Genomic DNA, 18,720 nt, shown 5'->3' with positions numbered 1-18,720 from the left:
TCGTCAGGTACTTCGCGTCCGGCCCCGCGATCGGTTCGCGCCGGCCGGAAAACTTTTGTTGATCAGCCGCCGAGCCCGCGGACCGCCGGGTAGACGCCGAGCACGGCGAGCGCCACCGGGACCAGGGCGGCCAGGCAGCAGAATTCGAGGACGTCGAGCAGCCGCTGCCCGTACGGCGAGCGGGCCGGGCCGACGACCCGGATGGCGTGCACGACCGCCACCACCGCGACCGCGAGCACCGCTGCCAACACCCAGAGCCGGAACGTGCCGCCCTCCGCGGCGAGCAGCCGCAGCCCGGTGCCGGCCAGGGCCAGGGCCGCGCCGGCCAGCACCGCGCAGCGCTGGCCGATGCTCAGGTACGCCCGGGACCGCAGCCACATGCCCAGCCCGCAGCAGCCGACCAGCAGCCAGGCCCAGCGGTTACCGGTGGGCAGCAGCGCCGCGGCGCAGCCGACCACGATCGCGGACATCCCGGCCAGCATCGCGGTCAGCGCGGTCTCGGCGACCCGGGCACGGTCGGCGACCCGGTCCCCCGGGGTCGGCTCCTCGTCGGCCCGGAACGCCGCGACGTCCGCCGGGATCCGCGGCAGCGGCAACCGGGCCAGCCGCAGTGCGAGCTGCGGGAACGCCGGGCTGACGACCAGCACGACGACCACCGCGACGGCGGCGGCGGCCACCGGCGACACCCCGGCAAGCAGCACCGTCACGGCGATCGCGCTGCCGCCGGCGGCGGCACCCGCGGTGGCGGCGAACCAGGCGACCTGATCGGCGACGAGCACGGCGGCCAGCACGGCGTAGCCGGCTGCGACGGCGAGCCCGACCGCGACCGACCCGGCGCTCGGCGCGAGTCCGGGCGCGACAGTCCCGGCGCTGGGCGCGAGGCCCGCGGACCAGCCGCCGAACGCCGCGCCGGCCGAGAACGCCGCCACCAGACCGCCGGACGCGACGGCGGCACCGATCCGCGACTGGCCCCCGGCCCGGGCCAGCGCACCCCCGGCCAGCAGCAGCACCAGGGCCAGCGCGGCGGCGGCGACCGGCGCCACGCCGGTGACCAGCACCCCGGCCGCCGCGAACCCGACCGCCGCGAGGGCGGCGGCGATCCGCCGGGAGACGGCTGCGCTCCACCGCCCGGGCCGGTCCTGTACGGCGCTGGCGAGCGCGTCGACCAGATCGTCGAAGATCGGTCCGCCGCCGGAACCGCCGTCGCTGACGAGCTGCAGCAGCTCGCCGTCGCGGATCTCGGCACCGGCGACCGTGCTCTCCGGTGGTAAGGCCGGCCCGCCGAGCCGGCGCAGCCGCCAGCCCTGACCGGGTGCGGCCGGATCGGCGGCGGCACCGGTCACGCCGACAAGCATCGGCACCAGCTCGGCCACGGTGCACTGGGCCGGCAACGCGACGTCGATCCGGGAGGTCGGGGCGACCACCGTTACCCGCCGGGGCGCGCCGAGCATCGGCATCGGTGCGTTCCCGCCCGCCCGGCCACCCGCCCGGGCCACCGGCACGGCGGTGACAACTGGCCCGGCCGGCACCGGCCCAGGGATGGCCGGCCCGGCGGACACCGCACCAGTGGGCGACGGCGGGGCCGGCAGCTGAGCCACGGGCAGCGGCCCGGCGGGTAGCTGCACGGTGGGGATCTGGCCGATGCGGATCGGCACTGTCGTCGAGTCGTCGGGCACGCCGGCGGGCACGGCCGGTGCGGCAGCCATCCGGGGCACGGTCATCCCTCCCCGGACTCGGCCATCAGCGGCGCGTACGCCGCCTGGTTGGCCTCCTGCATCCGGCGCAGGCCGTCGTTCACCGCTTCCAGCACCAACGCGCCGACGTCCTCGGCGCCGAACCGACGCAGCGCGTCGGGATCGATGACGACCTCGGTGAACCGGCCGTTGCCGAGCAGCCGGACGGTCACCTCACCGTTGCCGGCGTACCCGGTGATCTCGCGGGTGGCCAGCGAGCGGTTCAGCTCGTCGACCCGCTCGGTGCTGGCGCGTACCTGCTCCAGCAGGTCGTTCATGGCGGCTTCGAGCTGCCGGGGGTCGGTGTTCTGCGGTTGCATCACTGATCTCCTCTTCCTGATGCTCGGGGTTCTGGTCACGGGTTGGCCGAGTTGCCGCAGACCCGCAGTCCGGTCCTCGGGTCCACCGCGATCCAGACGTTGGCCCCGGGACCCCGCCCGGGCGCCGTACCGGTCGGCGCCGTACCGGTCGGCGCGGTCCCACCCGGCGCCGGCACAGCAGGCGCGGTGACACCCGGCGCCGCCACCCCAGGCGCCGCCACCCCAGGCGCCGCCACCCCAGGCGCCGTCACGGCAGGCGCCGTCACGGCAGGCGCCGTCACGGCAGGCGCCGTCACCCCAGGCGTCGTCACGGCAGGCGTGGTCGTGCCGGGCGGTGGGGCGGCCGGGGCGGCGGTCGCGGCAGGGGTGCCGGAGAGCAGGCCGTGGATCTCGCGGGCCACGGTCACCAGGGCGGCGATCGCCGCCACCAGCTTGACCAGGCCGATGGTGTCCAGGGCGGTCCGCACGGAGGTCACGAACCCCTTGAGCGCGGCCGTGGTGGACGAGGCCAGGGCACGCGCGGCGCCCTGCGTGTACGGGTTGGACAGCAGCGCCGCGACCACCGGATTCACCATCCGGACCACCGCCTGGTACGCGGCCTGCACGATCTTGATGAGCTCCGCGGAGGAGGTCAGCTCGGTGATCACCTTCTCGACCGCGTCGGAGATCTTCTTGAACGCCTCGGCGCTCTTGACCAGTTTCTCCACCGCGTTGTCGGAGGCGGAGCCGGCCGACCAGACCTTGCGCAGCTCCTGCCGGGCCCGGTCGACGTCCTGGAAGAGCGCGGCCAGCTTCGCCACCTGCTGGGCCAGGTTCGTGGCGTACGTGACGATCGACTGCGGTTGCCCGGTGACGATCGACGGGAGCACCACCGTGCCCGGTCCGCCGCCGGTCGCGGCGGCGTCGATGGCGCTGGAGTTGGGGACCTGGAACACGGTTGCCTCGCTTCCTAGCGCATCCGCTGGGTCAGCCGGTCCGCTGCGGCGAGCACCCCGAGCGTGTCGGCGATGGTCCGGTCGGCCCGGTCGTAGCCGTCGACGGTGGTGGTCAGCCGGCGGTTGAGTTCCTGCAGCGCGGCCACGAGCGCGGCCATGGTGGTCGCGCTGCGGGCCTGCACCGTGGCGTTCGCGGTCGCGACGGAGGTACCCACCCCGCCGAAGCAACCACCCGGAATGGTCAGCGCGCCCAGCTGGCCGACCGTTGTCTCGATCTGGGCCGTGACCTCCATCAGGCCACGGATCACCCCGCGCATCTCCTCGATGCCAACCTGGTAGCCACTACCCGCTGACATGGCAGCCGTCCTCACCCTGTCGGAAACCTTGTGCCGGCAGCGTAGGCAGCGCGGTGCGCCGGGTTGAACGGCAGAAATACCCACGGCCGGCCCGTGCAAGTACCGATGGCGCCGACCCGGCCGACCGGCCACGGTGGGGAGGTCCGTCCACCATGGCCAGCCCGGGGAGGGTCCATGTCCGTCGAAAGTCAGCCCAGATCCCGGACCGGGTACGCCGACCAGCAACCCGCCGAGATCGCCCTGCAGGCACCGCCCGCGCTGCCCCGCGGCTCCGGCAGCGGAACCAGTCAGCTGCTCTTCATGTTGCCGATGATGCTCGGCATGGGCGCCATGTCCTTCGTCTATATAGGACGGTCAGGCGGCGTGATGACGTTCGTCTTCGGCGCCCTCTTCGTCGTCGTGATGGTCGGCATGGTGGTGATGACACTGTCGAGGGGCGGCGCCGCCAAGAAGGCCCAGATCAACGACGAGCGCCGCGACTACCTCCGTTACCTGGCCGGGTTGCGCGGCACCATCCGGCAGGTGGCCGCCCGGCAGCGGGCCGGGCTGCTGCGGGCGCTGCCGGACCCCGCCGACCTGTGGCAGTTCGCCGGCACGGCCCGGATGTTCCAACGCCGCGCCGGTGACGGCGACTTCGGCCGGGTACGGGTGGCACTGGGTCCGCAACGGCTCGGTACCGCCCTGCGTCCACCGCAGACCGCCCCGCTGGAGGACCTGGACCCGGTCGCCTCGACCTCGCTGCGGCACTTCATCCGCGCCCACGCCACGGTGGCCGACCTGCCGGTCGCGGTGTCGCTGCGCGCCTTCGCCCGGGTCACCATCTCCGGTGACCCGGCCACCGGCCGGGACCTGACCCGGGCGATGCTCGCCCAGCTCGCCACCTTCAGCGCCCCGGACGACCTGCGGATCGCCGTCTGCGCCGCCGGCCAGCGGCGCGGCCACTGGGAGTGGGTGAAGTGGCTGCCGCACGCCGGCCACCCGACCGACCGCGACGCCTCGGGACCGCTGCGGCTCTACGCCGCCGACCTGGAATCCCTCGGTGACCTGCTGGCCGACGACCTCGCCGGCCGGCCGCCGTTCCGCCCCGGCGGCCCCTCGACCGGCGGCGGGCTGGCACTCACCGGCGGCGGTGCGGGCGGCTCGGCGTTCAACGCCGGCGGCACGGCGCTCGGCGGCGCGGGTGGTGCAGCGCTCGGCGGCGCAGGCGGCACGGCGTTCGGCGGCTCTGCGCTCGGGGCAGGCTCAGCCCTCGGCGGCGGGGCCACCGGCAAGGGCACGGGAGCCGGCCCGGGCGGCGGCCGACCTCATCTCGTGGTGGTCATCGACGGTCCGGCCGCCGATCCGGTCGGCACCGCCGGCCGGTCCGCCGGCAGCGCCCACGGCAGTTCGGAAAACAGCACCGACGGCCGGGCCGGCAGCCGGGTCGACGAGCGGGTCCGGGCGGCGTTGGCGGGCGGGACGGGGCTGGCCGGTGTGACCGTCATCGAGATCGGCGACCGGCCCGGCCCGGCCGGCCCGACCGAGCTGCGACTCGTCGCCGAACAGGGCCGGCTCGGCATCCGCAAGGCCGGCGGCACCACCCTGGTCGGTGCCGTCGACCGGCTCGACCCGGCCTCGGCGGAGGCGATGGCCCGGCGGCTGACCGCGTACCACGTGCCGGCGCCGCACCGGGACGCGCCCGCGCTCGGCGCGCTCGGCCTCGTCGACCTGCTCGGGGTCGGTGACCCCCGCGCGCTCGACCCGGCGGTCAGTTGGCGGCCCCGGCCGGCCCGCGACCGGCTCCGGATCCCGATCGGCCTGGACCCGCAGGGCCAGCCACTGGAGCTGGACCTCAAGGAGTCGGCCGAGGGCGGGATGGGGCCGCACGGGCTGGTGATCGGGGCGACCGGCTCCGGCAAGAGTGAGCTGCTGCGCACCCTGGTCACCGGGCTGGCCGTCACACATTCCTCGGAGACGCTCAACTTCGCGCTCATCGATTTCAAGGGCGGCGCCACCTTCGCCGGCATGACCGCGCTGCCGCACACCTGCGCGGTGATCACGAACCTGGCCGCCGAGCTGAGCCTGGTGGACCGGATGGGCGACGCGTTGCGCGGCGAGCTGGTCCGCCGCCAGGAGCTGCTCCGGTCGGCCGGCAACTACGCCTCGGTCCGCGACTACGAGCGGGCCCGGCAGGCGGGCGCGAACCTCGACCCGATCCCCTCCCTGCTGGTGATCATCGACGAGTTCAGCGAGCTCCTGTCGAGCCGGCCCGAGTTCGTCGACCTGTTCGTCATGATCGGCCGGCTCGGCCGCAGCCTCGCCGTCCACCTGCTGCTCGCCTCGCAGCGGCTGGAGGAGGGCCGGCTGCGCGGGCTGGACAGCCACCTGAGCTACCGGGTCGGGCTGCGTACCTTCTCCGCCTCGGAGAGCCGGGCGGTGCTCGGCGTGCCCGACGCGTACGAGCTGCCGGCCGAGCCGGGCGGCGGCTACCTGCGCACCGACACCAGCACGCTGCTGCGGTTCAAGGCCGCCTACGTGTCGGGGGCGATGCCGGCGGAGCGGGGCGGGAACCCGGCCACCCCGGGGACGCTGCGGTCGTACCCGGTGATCTTCGGTCTGGGGCCGGCGGCCGGCGGGCCGGCGGCGGACCTCGTCGCCCGGCCGGCCGCCATCCCGCCGCCGGACGCCGCCCCGCGGCCGGACGCGGACGCGGAGGCCGCGTCGGTGATGGAGACGCTGCTCGGTCGGCTCGACGGGCACGGGCCGCCGGCGTACCAGATCTGGCTGCCGCCGCTGGCCGAACCGCCCGCGCTGGACCAGATCCTGCCGCCGCTGACGGTGTCGGCGCGCGGGCTGGGGCCGGACGGCTGGGCCGGCAACGGGCAGCTCACCGTGCCGGTGGCCATTGTGGACAAGCCGTTCGAGCAGCGGCGCGACCTGCTCTGGGCCGACCTGTCCGGGGCGGCCGGCAACGCGGTGGTGGTCGGCGCCCCGCAGAGCGGCAAGACCACCCTGCTGCGTACGCTGGCCGCCGCGCTGGCCGTCACCCACACCCCGCGCGAGGTGCAGTTCTTCGTGCTGGACCTGGCCGGCGGCGGGTGCGCCGCACTGGCCGGGCTGCCACACACCAGCGGGTACGCCACCCGGCTGGACGCCGAACGGTGCCGGCGGATCGTCGCCGAACTGACCGGGCTGCTGGCCGACCGGGAGGAGCTGTTCCAGCGGCTCGGCCTCGACTCCGCGGCGGCGTTCCGGCGCGACCGGCCGGCCGGGCCGGACGGCCGCCCGTTCGGCGACGTCTTCCTGATCATCGACGGCTGGCTGACGCTGCGCCAGGAGTTCGAGGCGCTGGAGGAGGCCGTCAACACCCTCGCGGCGCGCGGCCTCGGGTTCGGCATCCACGTGATCCTGTCGGTGAACCGCTGGATGGAGGTCCGCCCGGCGCTGCGCGACACCCTCGGCACCCAGTTCGAGCTGCGGCTGGGCGACCCGGCCGACTCGGCGATCGACCGGCGGGCCGCGTCCGGGGTGCCGGCCGGCGAACCCGGCCGCGGGATCACCGAGGAGAAGCTGCACTTCCTGACCGCGCTGCCCCGACTCGACGGGGTGGGACGCGCCGACGACCTGGCCGGCGGGGTTACCGACCTGGTGTCCCGGGTGGCGGCGGCCTGGCCGGGCGAGCCGGCCCCACCGGTACGCCTGCTGCCGCGCCTGGTGCCGGCGGCGGACCTGCCGGCGGCCGAACCGGGCGGCACCGCGATCCCGATCGGGATCGCCGAACACGACCTCAAGCCGGTCCGGGTCGACTTCGCCGCCGACCCGCACCTGATCGCGTTCGGCGACACCGAGTCCGGCAAGACCAACCTGCTGCGGCTGCTGGCCCGGGGCATCCAGGACCGCTACTCGCCGGCCGGTGCGGCGATCCTGGTGGTCGACTACCGGCGCGGGCTGCTCGACGTGGTGGGCGGCGACCACCTGCTCGGCTACGCCGGCTCCGAGCCGTCGCTGACCGCCGTCATGCCGGAGATCGCCCAGGGCATGCGGGCCCGGCTGCCCGGACCGGACGTCACCGCCGAACAGCTACGCCGCCGGAGCTGGTGGAGCGGCCCGGAGATGTTCGTCCTGGTCGACGACTACGACCTGGTCGCCACCCAGGGCGGCAACCCGCTGCTGCCGCTGGTGGAGCTGCTGCCGCAGGCCCGCGACATCGGCCTGCACCTGATCGTCGCGCGCCGCAGCGGCGGCGCCGGCCGGGCACTGTACGAGCCGGTGGTCCAGCGGCTGCGGGAACTCGGCTCGCCCGGGCTGGTGCTGTCCGGGTCGCGCGACGAGGGCGCCCTGGTCGCCGACGTGAAGCCGAGCGTCCGCCCACCCGGGCAGGGCCAGTTCGTGAGCCGGCGGACCGGCGCGGCGGTGGTCCAGGTGGCCTGGACACCGCCGCCGCAGGAGTGACCACCGGCTGCTCGGGCGGCCCGGCTCGCTCGGGCCGCTCGGCCAGCTCGGCTCGCTCGGGCGGCTCGCGCGGCTGGGGCCGCCCGAGCGGTGCGCGGGAAATTTGTTCGGCCCGGGCGCGAACCGATCCGACCCGACCGTGCGGAAAGCCTGGCATGAGGGTGCCGCCGGGATCGCAGCGGCACCGGACGCCGATGGGGAGGCGCACGATGCCGTCGTGGAGCACAGCCGAAGTAGCCGTCCAACAACCGACATGGGGCCGGCCCGGATCGCTTGTCACCGGCCTGCTGGCCGGGGGCCGCCGGACCGGACCGGAACCGCAGGCGGACTGGTTGACCGCCGAGCGGGCCCGGATCCTGCGTACCCTGCACGACACCGTGCTGCAGGACCTCGAGGTGATGGCGCGCGACTCCGAACTGGACCGGATCTCGCCCGCCGAGGCCGTGGCGCAACTGCGCGGCACCGCCCGCAGTCAGGCGGTACGGCTGCGGCAGGTGATGGCCGAGCTGCTCGACGGCGACCGGCCCGGCACCCTGGCGGCCGGGTTGACCGATGTGATCGCCGAGTACGCCGCCGCCGGCCTGCGGGTGGAGCCGGTGCTGGCGCAGGACCTGCCGGAGCTCACCGACGCCCGGCGCGAGGCGGTCTGCGCCGCCGTCCGGGCGGCGCTGGGCAACGTGGTCAAGCACGCCGGGGTGGCGCGCGCGGTGGTCCGGGTCGCCGGCGCCGGGCGGGGCGTCGAGGTGGTGGTCCGGGACAACGGCGTCGGCTTCGACTCCGCGCTGCGCCGGCCCGGTTTCGGGGTACGCCAGTCGATCGTCGCCCGGCTGCGCCAGGTCGGCGGCACCGCCACCGTCGAGTCCTCCCCCGGCCTGGGCACCCGGGTCCGACTCTGGGTCCCCCGGTGACCCGGACAGGGCCGCGACCGCCGGCTCCGGCACACCGGCTGCCGTCGGCGGGCGCGACATGGTGCCAGCCGGCCACCGGGCCGGTGTGGCGGGCGCTGGCGGCCGGCGCATTCGCGGTGGCGGCGGTCGTCGCCGTCGGCCCGGCACCGGCCGCGTCGGCGCTGCCGAGGGTGGTACCCGCAGTTGCTGCCCTTCCGGGACAGGGCGGTTCGACCGGGTGCGCCGCTGGCGTTCGCGGCTACGACGAGCAGCCGCCCTGGCCGCAGCGGTTGCTGGCGCCGGACCAGGTCTGGCCGCTGACCACCGGCAACGGGGTACGGGTGGCGGTGGTCGGTACTGGGGTGGACGCCCGGCACCCCCAGTTCGGCGCCGACCAGGTCAGCGCCGGGGTCGATGTGCTGTCGTCCGCCCAGTCACCGCGCCGGGACTGCGACGGCCGGGGCACCTTCGCGGCCGGCGTCATCGCCGCCCGACCGGCCGCCGACACCACCTTCGCGGGGATCGCTCCCGGGGCGCGGATCGTGCCGGTGCGGGTCACCGGAGCACCCGAGCCGGCCGCCGAGCCTGGCGCGCTGGCCGACGCGATCGACGCCGCGGTGGCCGCCGACGCCGAGGTGATCTGCGTGGTGACCCCGGCCGCCGAGGGCAGCGCGGGGCTCACCGCCGCCATCGACCGGGCGGTGGCCGCCGACGCGGTCGTCGTCGCGCCGGTCGCCGCCCCCGATCCGAACCGCGGACCGGCGTCGTTCCCGGCCGCCGACGAGCGGGTGCTGGCGGTCGCGGCGATCGACGCCACCGGCGCACCGACCACCCCCGAAGTGGACCGGGTGGATGTCGCGGCACCCGGTAGGGCGCTTGTCGGCCCGGCTCCCGGGCCGGCGGGCCGGGCCGGGCACCTCTGGCCGGTCGACGACGACGCGATGGCCGCCGCGTACGCGGCCGGAGTGGTCGCGCTGGTGCGGGCGTACCGGCCGGGGCTGTCGGCCCGGCAGGTGCTGGACCGGGTGACCCGGACCGCCGACCGGGCCGCCGGAACGCAGCGGGACCGGCGGCTCGGCTGGGGCGTGGTGGACCTGGCCGCCGCCGTCGCCGCCGAGGGAGTGGACGCCGCCCCGGCGACGTCGGCCGCGAGCCCTCAGGCGGTGCGCCTGGCGACGGCCGACGACGGCGCCGCTGGCCGTGGCACCGCCCTGCTGGCCGTGGCCGCGCTGACGCTCGCCGCGCTGGTGGTGATCGGCACCGACGTGATCCGCCGGGGCCGGGCACGCGGCTGGCGCGGCAACTGACCGCGCCCCGCCCTGCCGGCTCGACGGCCGACGGTGGCGGATACTCGACCCTCCGCGAGTAGGGAGGTTCCGGTGCGCGCGTTCGTCATCCGTGGCCCGAGGGATGCGGCGGTGGTCGAGGTCGACTCGCCGGTGCCCGGGCAGGGCCAGGTCGTGGTGGACGTCGCCCGGGTGGGGCTGTGCGGCACCGACGTGGAGCTGTTCACCGGCTCGATGGCGTACCTGCTCGCCGGGACACAGGTGGTGCCGTTCGTGCCCGGCCACGAGTGGGCGGGCACGGTCTCGGCGGTCGGGGCGGGGGTCGATACGGGTTGGGTGGGCCAGCGGGTCACCGGAGACACGATGCTGGGCTGTGGCCGCTGCCAGATGTGCCGTAGTGGCCGGCACCATGTCTGCCCGGACCGGCACGAGATCGGTATCCGGGGCAACTGGCCGGGGGCGCTGGCCGAGCGGCTGTTGGTGCCGGAGTCCGCGCTGCGGCGGCTGCCGGACGCGCTCGACGACGCGGCCGGTGCGCTGGTCGAGCCCGCCGGCTGCGCGCTGCGGGCCGTCGAGGCGGCCCAACTCACCCCGGGGCAGCGGCTGTGTGTCTTCGGGCCGGGCACCCTGGGGCTGCTCTCGGTGCAGTTCGCGCTCGCCCGCGGCGCCACGGTTGACGTGATCGGGATCGATCCGGCCGGGCTGGCGTTGGCCCGCCAGGTCGGCGCGGCAGCGGTCTGGTCGGCCGACGAGTTGCCGGACCGCCGCTACGACGCGGTCATCAACGCGTCGACCGCGCCCGAGGTCCCACAGTTGGCGCTGCGGCGGGTGCTGCCGACCGGCCGGGTCGTGCTGGTCGGTCTGGCGGACCGGCCGAGCCTGGTCGACACCCGGGAGGCCGTGCTGGCCGACGTCACAATCGTCGGTGTCCTCGCGGCATCGGCCGGGCTGGCCGGGGCGATCGAGGCGATGGCGGCCGGCCAGGTGGCCGTCGACCGGCTGGTGGGCGCGACGGTGGGCCTGGCCGAGGTGGCCGACGTCCTCGCCGGCCACCGCCCGCAAGGAGCCGACAACGGCCCAAAGATCCAGGTCGACCCCCGCCGGTGACCCAGGCCGCATCCCCGCCGACAGCACCGGTTGGGGGCCATGATCGTGGCGCAGCCAGCCGCGAAATTCGGCCGATTCCAACGGCTCGGAGCGCCACGATCATGGCTCCTCGATCGGTTACCGCCACTGGGGTGGGCCGGGGTCGGGGTCTTCGCCGATTACCGGGGCGGTGACGATGGCGGCCTCGCCCCAGATGTCCTCGGTCTCGACCAGCCAGGGCGGGATGCGGCGGCCCGATCCGGCCCCGGCGTCCCCGGCGCCCATCATGCCCATCGGCATCGGCGGGACCATGCCCATTCCGCCGGGTCGCCCGGCTCCACCCGCGCCGGCCGCGGCACCCGCGAACCCGGACGCCGCTTCGGCGCCACCGCCGCTGGCGCCCGCCAACGCGGAGTACGCCGCCGGCGCCGCACCCCCCGCACCCCCGCCGAACGCCATCGACCCACCGCCACCGCCGAGCCCACCGCCACCGAACCCACCACCGCCGATCCCGCCGCCACCAAGCGCGTCGAGATCGGAGCCGGGCACCGGGTCGACCGGTGCCGGGATGGCCGCCGGCGGCTCGTCGGGCGGCGGTCGACCGGTGCCCGGCGCAGGCGGCGGAACGATCGGCCGGGCGGGTACGAACTGCCGGCCCAGCGCGGCCGAGGCGGCGGCGATCCCGGCGGTGAAGACGTGGTTGAACAACTGCGGCGGCCGGCCCGGTTGGCCGACCACATGGCCGAGCCCCGGCTGGCCCAGCCCCGGCGCCGGTCCGCCAGGACCGCTGCCGGGTGGGTAGACCGAGTTCAGCGCCGCCGGCAGCGCCTCGTGGACCTCCTGGTAGCGCCGGGCCAGCTCGGTCATCACCAGCACCGCCTGCTGGCGGGCCGCCTCGCCGCCCTCGGCGGGCATGGTCAGCCAGGCCGCCCGCAGCGCCTCGCCGGCGGTGTAGACCAGATCCCGGATCCGCAGGGCGGCGGCCGCCACCCGTCGGATGCCGCCGGCCAGGTCCACGATCATCGTCCGGTACTGCTCGGCGGCGCCGCCGGACCACATGTCGCTGAACGAGGCGAGCTGGCGGTCCAGGTCGTCGGCGCGGTCGTGCAGCGAACGCCCGACGGCCGCCCAGAGGTCACCGGCGGCGGTGACCCCGTTCGGGTCGCTGTTCGCCAGCATCCGGATCAGGTCCGCGTGCGGGTAGCGGGCGAAGTCCGTCCACGGGACCGGCCGGCCCCGGTCCGCCGTCGTGGTCGCGTCCATGGCCGTCAACCGTTCCGCACGGTCTGCGACACGTAGACCGTGCCACCGGCCGGTGTGGGAACCACGGCCTCGGTGCCGAGGGAACGGAACGAGGCGGCGATCTGCTCGTCGTGGCGGGCGTACTCGGTGGCGATGGTGCGGGTGACCTCCTCCGCGAAGGCGACCGCGTGTCGTACGCCGACCAGCAGGTCCTGCATCTGGTCGGCGGTCGCGACGTGCCGCTGTGCCATCGGGAGCGCCGGCACGAACTGCCCGAGCGCCAGCGGTCGGCCGCCGAGCACCGTCAACCGGTCGGCCGGTCGCCGCAGCGCGTCGAGCTGGTTCTCCAGCTCCCGCGCGAAGTCCACAAGGGATTGGAGATGTACCCGGAACGATCCGGTGTCGGCGGTTGCCATGTCTGCCTCCGGGTCAGCTGACGTCAGATGGCGACGGCTCGTGAGGAGCCAGGGAGTGGGAGGTCGGAGGATGGCGGCGGTGCGTCCGGTACCAGGGACCGGGCGCACCGCCGCCACGACGGTTCACGCGAAGAAGCTGGTGTTCCGGTTCTCCAGGGCCAGCTGCAGGTCGCGCGCCTCGCCGACCTTGACAGAGAACTGGCCGATGATCCCGGTGACGTCGGCGATGGCGGCCCGCAGCCGGGTCTCCGACTGCTCGGCGGCCTGCCCGGCGGAGCTGCCGGAGGCGTACCAGGTCTCCTTGATCGGGGCGAGCTGCTGGCGCAGCTGCTCCAGGTTGCTCTCCAGGGTCTTCGCCTTGGCCAGCAGCGAATCCGCCGCCGCGCCCAGCGCCCCGAACTCGACGTTGATGACATCGGGAGATGACATGCTCGATCAGCCTTTCCTGTCAGGAGCCGGCGAGGCGGGAGAGGATGGAGCCGCTGCCCTCGGCCGAGGAGCTGAGGGTGGTCAGCGACGAGGCGACCTCGGAGTCACCGGTGTTGTAGTTGTCACGGCTCTGGCTGACCAGGCTGGACATGGTGTTCAGCTCCTGGCTGGCGGCCCGCATGCTCTCCTGCAGCCGGGTGTGCAGCTGCCAGAAGGCCTGGGCCTGCGACCCGGAGTACCGGGCCAGGACGCCCATCAGCTCGTTCTCCAGCGTCCGCATCGTCTGCGCCACGTTGGCCGCCGACTCGTCGAACCCGCTGATAGCCCGTGCCATCGCGGCGGCATCGCTCTGGAAGCCCGTACCTGCCACGAGGACACCTCCTTCCGTGTTCGAGTGGAGTGGGTGCCGCCGTTGCGACGCCCTGTGCATTCGAGGCTAGGCAGCGGGAAAGCCCTGCCACACGGCACAATTACCCCTCTTGGCCGCGGAGCGCCGAGCACGCTCGAACGGTGTTGACAGCGGCTGGGCGGACCGGCGAGACTGCCGGAACCGGGGTCGAGAGGCGCTGCGACGGACCTGTCCGCCACGCTCGGCCCGACATCCCACTGGGACAAGGGCGCCTCCGACCACGGAGGTGTCTTCCGATGCCGGATCCGGCCGTTTCCCGACCCACCGGCAGCAGGGTCGCCGCGCTCATCTCGTACCCGGTAAAGGGTTGTGCGGGGGTTTCCACGACGACCGCGACGCTGACCCGGGCCGGCCTCGCCCACGACCGCGGCTTCATGGTCGTCGACCAGGACGGGGTGTTCCGCAGCCAGCGCCGCGATCCGCGGCTGGCGGTGATCCGGCCGGCGATCATCCCCGACGGCACCTGCCTGACGCTCACCGCACCGGGTGCCGGCACCGTCTCGGTGCCGGTGGACAGCTCGGGCCCCCGGCGGGAGGTGCAGCTCTTCGGCGACCGCTACCGGGGCATCGACCAGGGCGACGAGGTCGCCGGCTGGCTGTCCGACGTGCTCGGCGGGCCGAGCCGGCTGGTCCGGGTGCCGCCGGAGCACGACCGCGTCACCAACGGCGAAACCCAAGGCACCACCGGGTACGCGGACGGCTGCGCAGTCCACCTGCTGGCGGTGTCCTCAGTGGACATGCTCAACGAACGGCTCCGGGAACACGGCGCCGAACCGCTGCCGGCGACCCGGTTCCGGCCCAACATCGTGGTCACCGGCTGGTCCGAACCGCACACAGAGGACCGGCTCCGGCGGCTGCGCATCGGCACGGCGGAGCTGGCCTTCGCCAAGGTCGCCATCCGGTGCGTGGTCACCACCGTCGACCAGCGCACCGGCCGGCGCACGGGTCCGGAGCCGCTGCGGACGCTCGCCACCTACCGCCGCGCCCCCGGCGGGGTCTCGTTCGGCGCGAACCTCGCCGTCACCCGACCCGGCGAACTCGCCGTCGGCGACCCGCTCATTGTCGACCAATGGGCTGCCCCGGACCGTCACACCGGCCCGGACCCGGCCGCGCACCCGCCACCCCTGCCGAGCTTCGCGATGCCCCCGCCCGGGTAGCCCCCGGCACCGCGGCCCGCCCGGCCCGCCGACCGGCGAGCCGGGCGCTGTTCAGCGGAAGTGGTCCCAGCCCACCGGTCCCTTGTGCGGGCGGCCGTCGACGGTCAAACCCTCCCCGGGTACGACGTGACCGATCGGCCGCCAGCCGGGCGGCAACTCCGCGTCGGCCGGGAAGGTGGCCGCCAGGGCGTGGTCGTCGCCGCCGGCCAGCACCCAGTTGAATGGGTCGACGCCGAGGGCCTGCGCCGCGTCGCGCATCTGCCGGGGTACGTCGAAGGCGTCGCTGATCAGGTCGATGCCGACCCGGCTGGCGGTGGCGACGTGCCCGAGGTCGGCGAGCAGCCCGTCCGACACGTCGATCATGGCGGTGGCGCCGGCCAGCGCGGCGGCCGGCCCGGCCAGATACGGCACCTCCGGCCGCCGGTACGCCTCGACCAGCAGTTTCGGGGTGCGGAAACCGCGCGACAGCACGGTGTAGCCGGCGGCGGCGTAGCCGAGCCGGCCGGCCAACGCGACCTGGTCGCCGACCCGGGCCCCGCCGCGCAGCACGGGCGCCCGGCCGGCCAGGTCGCCGAGCGCGGTGACGGCGACGGTCAGGGTGGGGCTGGCGGACATGTCCCCGCCGACCACGCTGGCTCCGACGCTCGCCGCCTCGGCGCCGAGCCCGTCGGCCAGCCCCTCGGCCCAGGCGACCTCCAGGTCGGGTGGGGTGCAGAGGGCGACCAGCAGGGCGGTCGGGGTGGCGCCCATGGCGGCGATGTCGGCCAGGTTGGCGGCGGCGGCCCGGTGGCCGACATCGGTGGCGGTGGACCAGTCCCGCCGGAAGTGCCGGCCGTCGACGAGCACGTCGGTCGACGCCACCACCCGCCGGTCGGGGGCGACCACCACTGCCGCGTCGTCGCCGGGTCCGACCAGACAGGTCTCGCCGACCGCCAGGCGCGCGGTGACTCTGGCGATCAGCCCGAACTCTCCGGCCCCGGCGACGCTCATCGTGCCTCCCTCGACCACCGATCGGGGTCCGACCTGCTGCGTACGGTACTTTCACCCTCTAGCCGCTGGGCGGCGGAGCGGAGGTCGGTGGTGGTCCAGGCGTACATCCTCATCCAGACCGAGGTCGGCAGGGCGCGTGACGTGGCCGCCCAGATCGGCGGAATCCCCGGCGTGGTCCGGGTCGATGCCGTCACCGGCCCGTACGACGTGGTGGTGCTCACCGAGGCGCACACCGTCGACGAGTTGGGCAACATGATCGTCAGCAAGGTGCAGCTGGTGCCGGGCATCACCCGCACGCTCACCTGCTCGGTGGTGCGGCTGTAGATGACCACGCTCGCCGACCCGCCGACCGATGACCGCCCGGACCGGGGCACCCGCCAGGCCGCGCTCTGGGCGACGCTCGTCGCCGTACCGCTGACCCTGCTGGTCGGGGCGCTGCTGTTCGCCCAGCTCTCCCCCGGTGCGCCGGAGGACGACGAGCCGGACGCCCCGGTCGCGGCGTCGACCGGGCCGGGCTCGACCGCCGCCGTGGAGCTGCCGGCGCCGACGCTCGCGGAGCGGCCGGCCGTGGTGTGCCGGGCGTTGCTGTCGAAGCTGCCGCCCACGGTCCGCGAGCTGGCCCAGCGGCCGGTGACGGCGGGCGCCGAGCAGAACGCCGCATACGGCGATCCGGCGCTCACGGTGACCTGCGGCGGCCCGCCGGCGACGGCGGCACCGACCGACGACGTCTGGACCGTGAACGCGGTCTGCTGGCACGCCGCGCCGGCCGCCGGTGCGATGGTGCTGACCACGGTCGACCGGGAGGTGCCGGTCCAGGTGACCGTGCCGACCGTGTACGAGCAGCCGTTGCAGTGGTTGGCTCCGGTATCGGACGCGGTGCTGTCGGCCGTCCCATCCGCCTCCCCCTCCGCCATCCCGTCCGGCTGTTCGCCCGGCTAGTTTGTCGCGCCGGAGATCCGGCTACAAGGTCGTTCAGCCGCCGCCCGGACCGACGATCCGGAGCAGTGCGCGCTCGTAGGCGGCGTACGCGGCTTTACCTTCGGCGCTCAGGCTGATCCAGGTGCGGGTTCGTCGACCGACCGCGGTCTTCACCAGGACGATGTACCCGGCGTCGTCAAGAACAGTCAGGTGTTTGGAGAGCAGCGAGTCGCTTATCCCCAGGGCGTCGCCGAGGTAACGGAAGTCGACTTTCACCGTCCTGGCCAGCGCAGCCATGATCGACAGCCGGACCGGGGTGTGGATCAGTGGGTCCAGGTCGTGTCGCGGGTGGCGAGGTCCGTCGTCTGTCACTTGACAAGAATCCGGACGACGGCCGCGAGAACGGGTACGGCCGGGGTCGTCGCGATCCCCAGGGCGAGGGCCGTTCCCGGATCCGACAGCCGGTCCAGCAGCATGCTTGCCGACACGGACAGCGCTATCCCCACCACCATGGCGTACTGCCCGAGGCGGACCTCGGCGCGACCGATGACACGGCGCAGCCATTCGGTGGAGAGGGCGAGCGCGAGCGCCACGGGGACCGCGATCCAGAAGAAGACGGCGACCTGCTCCGGGTAGAAGTGCCGCACGATCGGTGCGGCGACCAGGATCGCCGCGGCGCACGTCAGGTCGGCGGCGTGCCAGCGCAGACCGTGTCGGATGCCGGCCTGGGCCCGCTCGATCTCGGCCAGTGCCGCCTCAGGGTCGAGGGGCCGGTCCGAGGCCGGATGCTCGCCATCGAGGGACGTCATGATGAAAGACTACCGTTCACTTGAACGGCGTTCAAGCGCTTGCAGTGGCGGCAACTGTCGGGGCTAGTGCAGGCCGGTGCCGCGGCGTTGGGCGGTGCGGATCAGGCGGTTTACCAGTTTGGGGTATTCCAGGCCGGTCGCCGCCCACATCTGGGGGAACATCGAGGTGGCGGTGAAGCCCGGCATGGTGTTGATCTCGTTCAGGTAGACGTCCAGCTCCGGGGTGACGAAGAAGTCGACCCGGGCCAGTCCGGCGCAGTCCAGTGCGGTGAAGGTGCGGCAGGCGTAGTCCTGGACCTGGCGGACGACGTGGTCCGGCAGGTCGGCCGGGATGTCGTACTCGCAGCCGTCGAGGTATTTGGCCTCGAAGTCGTAGAACTCGTGGTCGACGACCCGGATCTCGGCCAGCAGGGACGCCTCGGGGCCGCCGCCGGCCTCGCCCTCCAGCACCCCGCACTCGATCTCCCGGCCGACGATGGCGGCCTCGACCAGCACCTTCGGGTCGACCTGCCGAGCGGCGGCGACCGCGGCGTCCAGGTCGGCCCAGTCGGTGACCTTGCTGATCCCGTACGACGAACCGGCGCGGGACGGCTTGACGAAGACCGGCAGGCCGAGGCGTTCCTTGTCGGCGGCCGACAGCGACACCCCGCTGCGCAGCACCGCGTACGGGCCGGTGGGGATGCCCTCGGCGACGGCGAGCTTCTTGGTGAACTCCTTGTCCATGCCGGCGGCGGAGGCGAAAACGTTGGCACCCACGTAGGGGATGCCGGCCATCTCCAGCAGGCCCTGGATGGTGCCGTCCTCGCCGTAGGCGCCGTGCAGGACGGGGAAGACCACGTCGATGCCGGCCAACGCGCGGGGCGCCTCGGCCGGGTCGAGCACGGTCAGGCCGCCGTCGGCGGCGAGGGCCGGATCGCGCAGCGTCAGGCCGCGGTCGGCGGCGTCGGCCGGGTCGAGCACCATCAGGCTGCGGCCGGTCGGGTCGGCCGGCAACACGACGGCCGCGCCGGCCGCCGCGGTGATCTCCGGCAGCTTCCGGTCGGTGATGGCGAGCTGGGCGGGATCACCGTTCGTGAGCACCCACTGGCCGGCACGGGTGATGCCGATCGGGACGACGTCGAACTCGTCGGGGTCGAGGGCGGAGATGATGCTGCCGGCGCTGACGCAGGAGATCGCGTGCTCGGTGCTGCGTCCGCCGAAGACGATGGCCACACGGGTCTTGCCAGGGGTGGTCACGGGGTCACCTTTCGCTCGCGACTGACGACGTCACAGCGACGCGGGCGGATGCCGGCCGCCACGTGAGCTTCTCGCGCATT

19 protein-coding genes are annotated in these 18,720 nt (G+C 74.7%); 7 read left to right on the top strand and 12 right to left on the bottom strand.

From position 1 onward, the window contains the following. Nucleotides 1–62: 62 nt before the first annotated feature. Genes eccD through O7627_RS09325 form a run of 4 tightly spaced genes read right to left on the bottom strand, consistent with a single transcriptional unit; the run spans nucleotide 63 to nucleotide 3,344 of the window. Nucleotides 63–1,706, bottom strand: a complete 1,644-nt coding sequence (gene eccD / locus O7627_RS09340; protein WP_278093094.1) for a type VII secretion integral membrane protein EccD — start codon at nucleotides 1,704–1,706, stop codon at nucleotides 63–65. Between the two features lie 11 nt (nucleotides 1,707–1,717). Further along, nucleotides 1,718–2,053, bottom strand: a complete 336-nt coding sequence (locus O7627_RS09335) for a YbaB/EbfC family nucleoid-associated protein (RefSeq protein ID WP_278093093.1) — start codon at nucleotides 2,051–2,053, stop codon at nucleotides 1,718–1,720. Between the two features lie 35 nt (nucleotides 2,054–2,088). Next, nucleotides 2,089–2,988, bottom strand: coding sequence for a hypothetical protein (locus O7627_RS09330; RefSeq protein WP_278093092.1), 900 nt, complete (start codon nucleotides 2,986–2,988; stop codon nucleotides 2,089–2,091). 14 nt (nucleotides 2,989–3,002) lie between these two features. Next, the gene (locus O7627_RS09325) at nucleotides 3,003–3,344 is read right to left on the bottom strand and encodes a type VII secretion target (RefSeq protein WP_278093091.1); all 342 of its coding nucleotides are present in this window, start codon (nucleotides 3,342–3,344) and stop codon (nucleotides 3,003–3,005) included. Between the two features lie 174 nt (nucleotides 3,345–3,518). Between O7627_RS09325 and eccCa the strand changes: the two genes are divergently transcribed. From eccCa to O7627_RS09305, 4 genes are all read left to right on the top strand, one after another. After that, the gene (gene eccCa / locus O7627_RS09320; protein ID WP_278093090.1) at nucleotides 3,519–7,775 is read left to right on the top strand and encodes a type VII secretion protein EccCa; all 4,257 of its coding nucleotides are present in this window, start codon (nucleotides 3,519–3,521) and stop codon (nucleotides 7,773–7,775) included. 209 nt (nucleotides 7,776–7,984) lie between these two features. Further along, on the top strand, nucleotides 7,985–8,683 hold the full coding sequence (locus O7627_RS09315; RefSeq protein ID WP_278093089.1) for an ATP-binding protein: 699 nt from the start codon (nucleotides 7,985–7,987) through the stop codon (nucleotides 8,681–8,683). Beyond that, nucleotides 8,680–9,969, top strand: coding sequence for a S8 family serine peptidase (locus O7627_RS09310; protein ID WP_278093088.1), 1,290 nt, complete (start codon nucleotides 8,680–8,682; stop codon nucleotides 9,967–9,969). Before O7627_RS09315 ends, O7627_RS09310 begins: the two co-directional genes overlap by 4 nt. A gap of 72 nt (nucleotides 9,970–10,041) precedes the next feature. Continuing rightward, a complete protein-coding gene (locus tag O7627_RS09305; RefSeq protein WP_278093087.1) occupies nucleotides 10,042–11,055 on the top strand; it encodes an alcohol dehydrogenase catalytic domain-containing protein in 1,014 nt (337 codons plus the stop codon). Nucleotides 11,056–11,172: 117 nt separating this feature from the next. Here the strand turns inward: O7627_RS09305 and O7627_RS09300 are convergent, their stop codons facing one another. The 4 genes from O7627_RS09300 to O7627_RS09285 all read right to left on the bottom strand — a co-directional run bounded on the left by O7627_RS09300 (nucleotide 11,173) and on the right by O7627_RS09285 (nucleotide 13,491). Continuing rightward, nucleotides 11,173–12,297 carry a WXG100 family type VII secretion target gene (locus O7627_RS09300; protein WP_278093086.1) on the bottom strand — a complete coding sequence of 375 codons (1,125 nt, stop codon included), beginning with the start codon at nucleotides 12,295–12,297 and terminating at the stop codon, nucleotides 11,173–11,175. A 5-nt stretch (nucleotides 12,298–12,302) separates the two neighbouring features. After that, nucleotides 12,303–12,692: a hypothetical protein gene (locus tag O7627_RS09295; RefSeq protein ID WP_278093085.1), complete on the bottom strand. Its 390-nt coding sequence runs from the start codon at nucleotides 12,690–12,692 to the stop codon at nucleotides 12,303–12,305. A 123-nt stretch (nucleotides 12,693–12,815) separates the two neighbouring features. Beyond that, a complete protein-coding gene (locus tag O7627_RS09290; RefSeq protein WP_278093084.1) occupies nucleotides 12,816–13,121 on the bottom strand; it encodes a hypothetical protein in 306 nt (101 codons plus the stop codon). Nucleotides 13,122–13,140: 19 nt separating this feature from the next. Continuing rightward, nucleotides 13,141–13,491: a WXG100 family type VII secretion target gene (locus tag O7627_RS09285; RefSeq protein WP_278093083.1), complete on the bottom strand. Its 351-nt coding sequence runs from the start codon at nucleotides 13,489–13,491 to the stop codon at nucleotides 13,141–13,143. A 275-nt stretch (nucleotides 13,492–13,766) separates the two neighbouring features. Here O7627_RS09285 and O7627_RS09280 point away from each other — a divergent pair, with 275 nt between their 5' ends. After that, entirely contained in the window at nucleotides 13,767–14,687 is a 921-nt protein-coding gene (locus O7627_RS09280; protein ID WP_278093082.1) for an MOSC N-terminal beta barrel domain-containing protein, read from the top strand. 51 nt (nucleotides 14,688–14,738) lie between these two features. Here the strand turns inward: O7627_RS09280 and O7627_RS09275 are convergent, their stop codons facing one another. Further along, nucleotides 14,739–15,695, bottom strand: a complete 957-nt coding sequence (locus O7627_RS09275) for a thiamine-phosphate kinase (RefSeq protein WP_278093081.1) — start codon at nucleotides 15,693–15,695, stop codon at nucleotides 14,739–14,741. 72 nt (nucleotides 15,696–15,767) lie between these two features. Here O7627_RS09275 and O7627_RS09270 point away from each other — a divergent pair, with 72 nt between their 5' ends. Then, a complete protein-coding gene (locus O7627_RS09270) occupies nucleotides 15,768–16,001 on the top strand; it encodes an Lrp/AsnC ligand binding domain-containing protein (RefSeq protein ID WP_278093080.1) in 234 nt (77 codons plus the stop codon). Then, the gene (locus O7627_RS09265; protein WP_278093079.1) at nucleotides 16,002–16,616 is read left to right on the top strand and encodes a DUF3515 family protein; all 615 of its coding nucleotides are present in this window, start codon (nucleotides 16,002–16,004) and stop codon (nucleotides 16,614–16,616) included. A 33-nt stretch (nucleotides 16,617–16,649) separates the two neighbouring features. Here the strand turns inward: O7627_RS09265 and O7627_RS09260 are convergent, their stop codons facing one another. From O7627_RS09260 to O7627_RS09250, 3 genes are all read right to left on the bottom strand, one after another. Beyond that, nucleotides 16,650–16,967, bottom strand: coding sequence for a transcriptional regulator (locus O7627_RS09260; RefSeq protein WP_278093078.1), 318 nt, complete (start codon nucleotides 16,965–16,967; stop codon nucleotides 16,650–16,652). Continuing rightward, the gene (locus O7627_RS09255; RefSeq protein WP_278093077.1) at nucleotides 16,964–17,404 is read right to left on the bottom strand and encodes a hypothetical protein; all 441 of its coding nucleotides are present in this window, start codon (nucleotides 17,402–17,404) and stop codon (nucleotides 16,964–16,966) included. Before O7627_RS09255 ends, O7627_RS09260 begins: the two co-directional genes overlap by 4 nt. A gap of 63 nt (nucleotides 17,405–17,467) precedes the next feature. After that, a complete protein-coding gene (locus O7627_RS09250) occupies nucleotides 17,468–18,640 on the bottom strand; it encodes a D-alanine--D-alanine ligase family protein (protein ID WP_278093076.1) in 1,173 nt (390 codons plus the stop codon). Nucleotides 18,641–18,720: the final 80 nt, after the last annotated feature.

Origin of the sequence: Solwaraspora sp. WMMD1047, assembly GCF_029626155.1 — a bacterium.
Classification (GTDB): domain Bacteria; phylum Actinomycetota; class Actinomycetes; order Mycobacteriales; family Micromonosporaceae; genus WMMD1047.
This window is presented reverse-complemented; position numbering and strand designations above follow the sequence as displayed.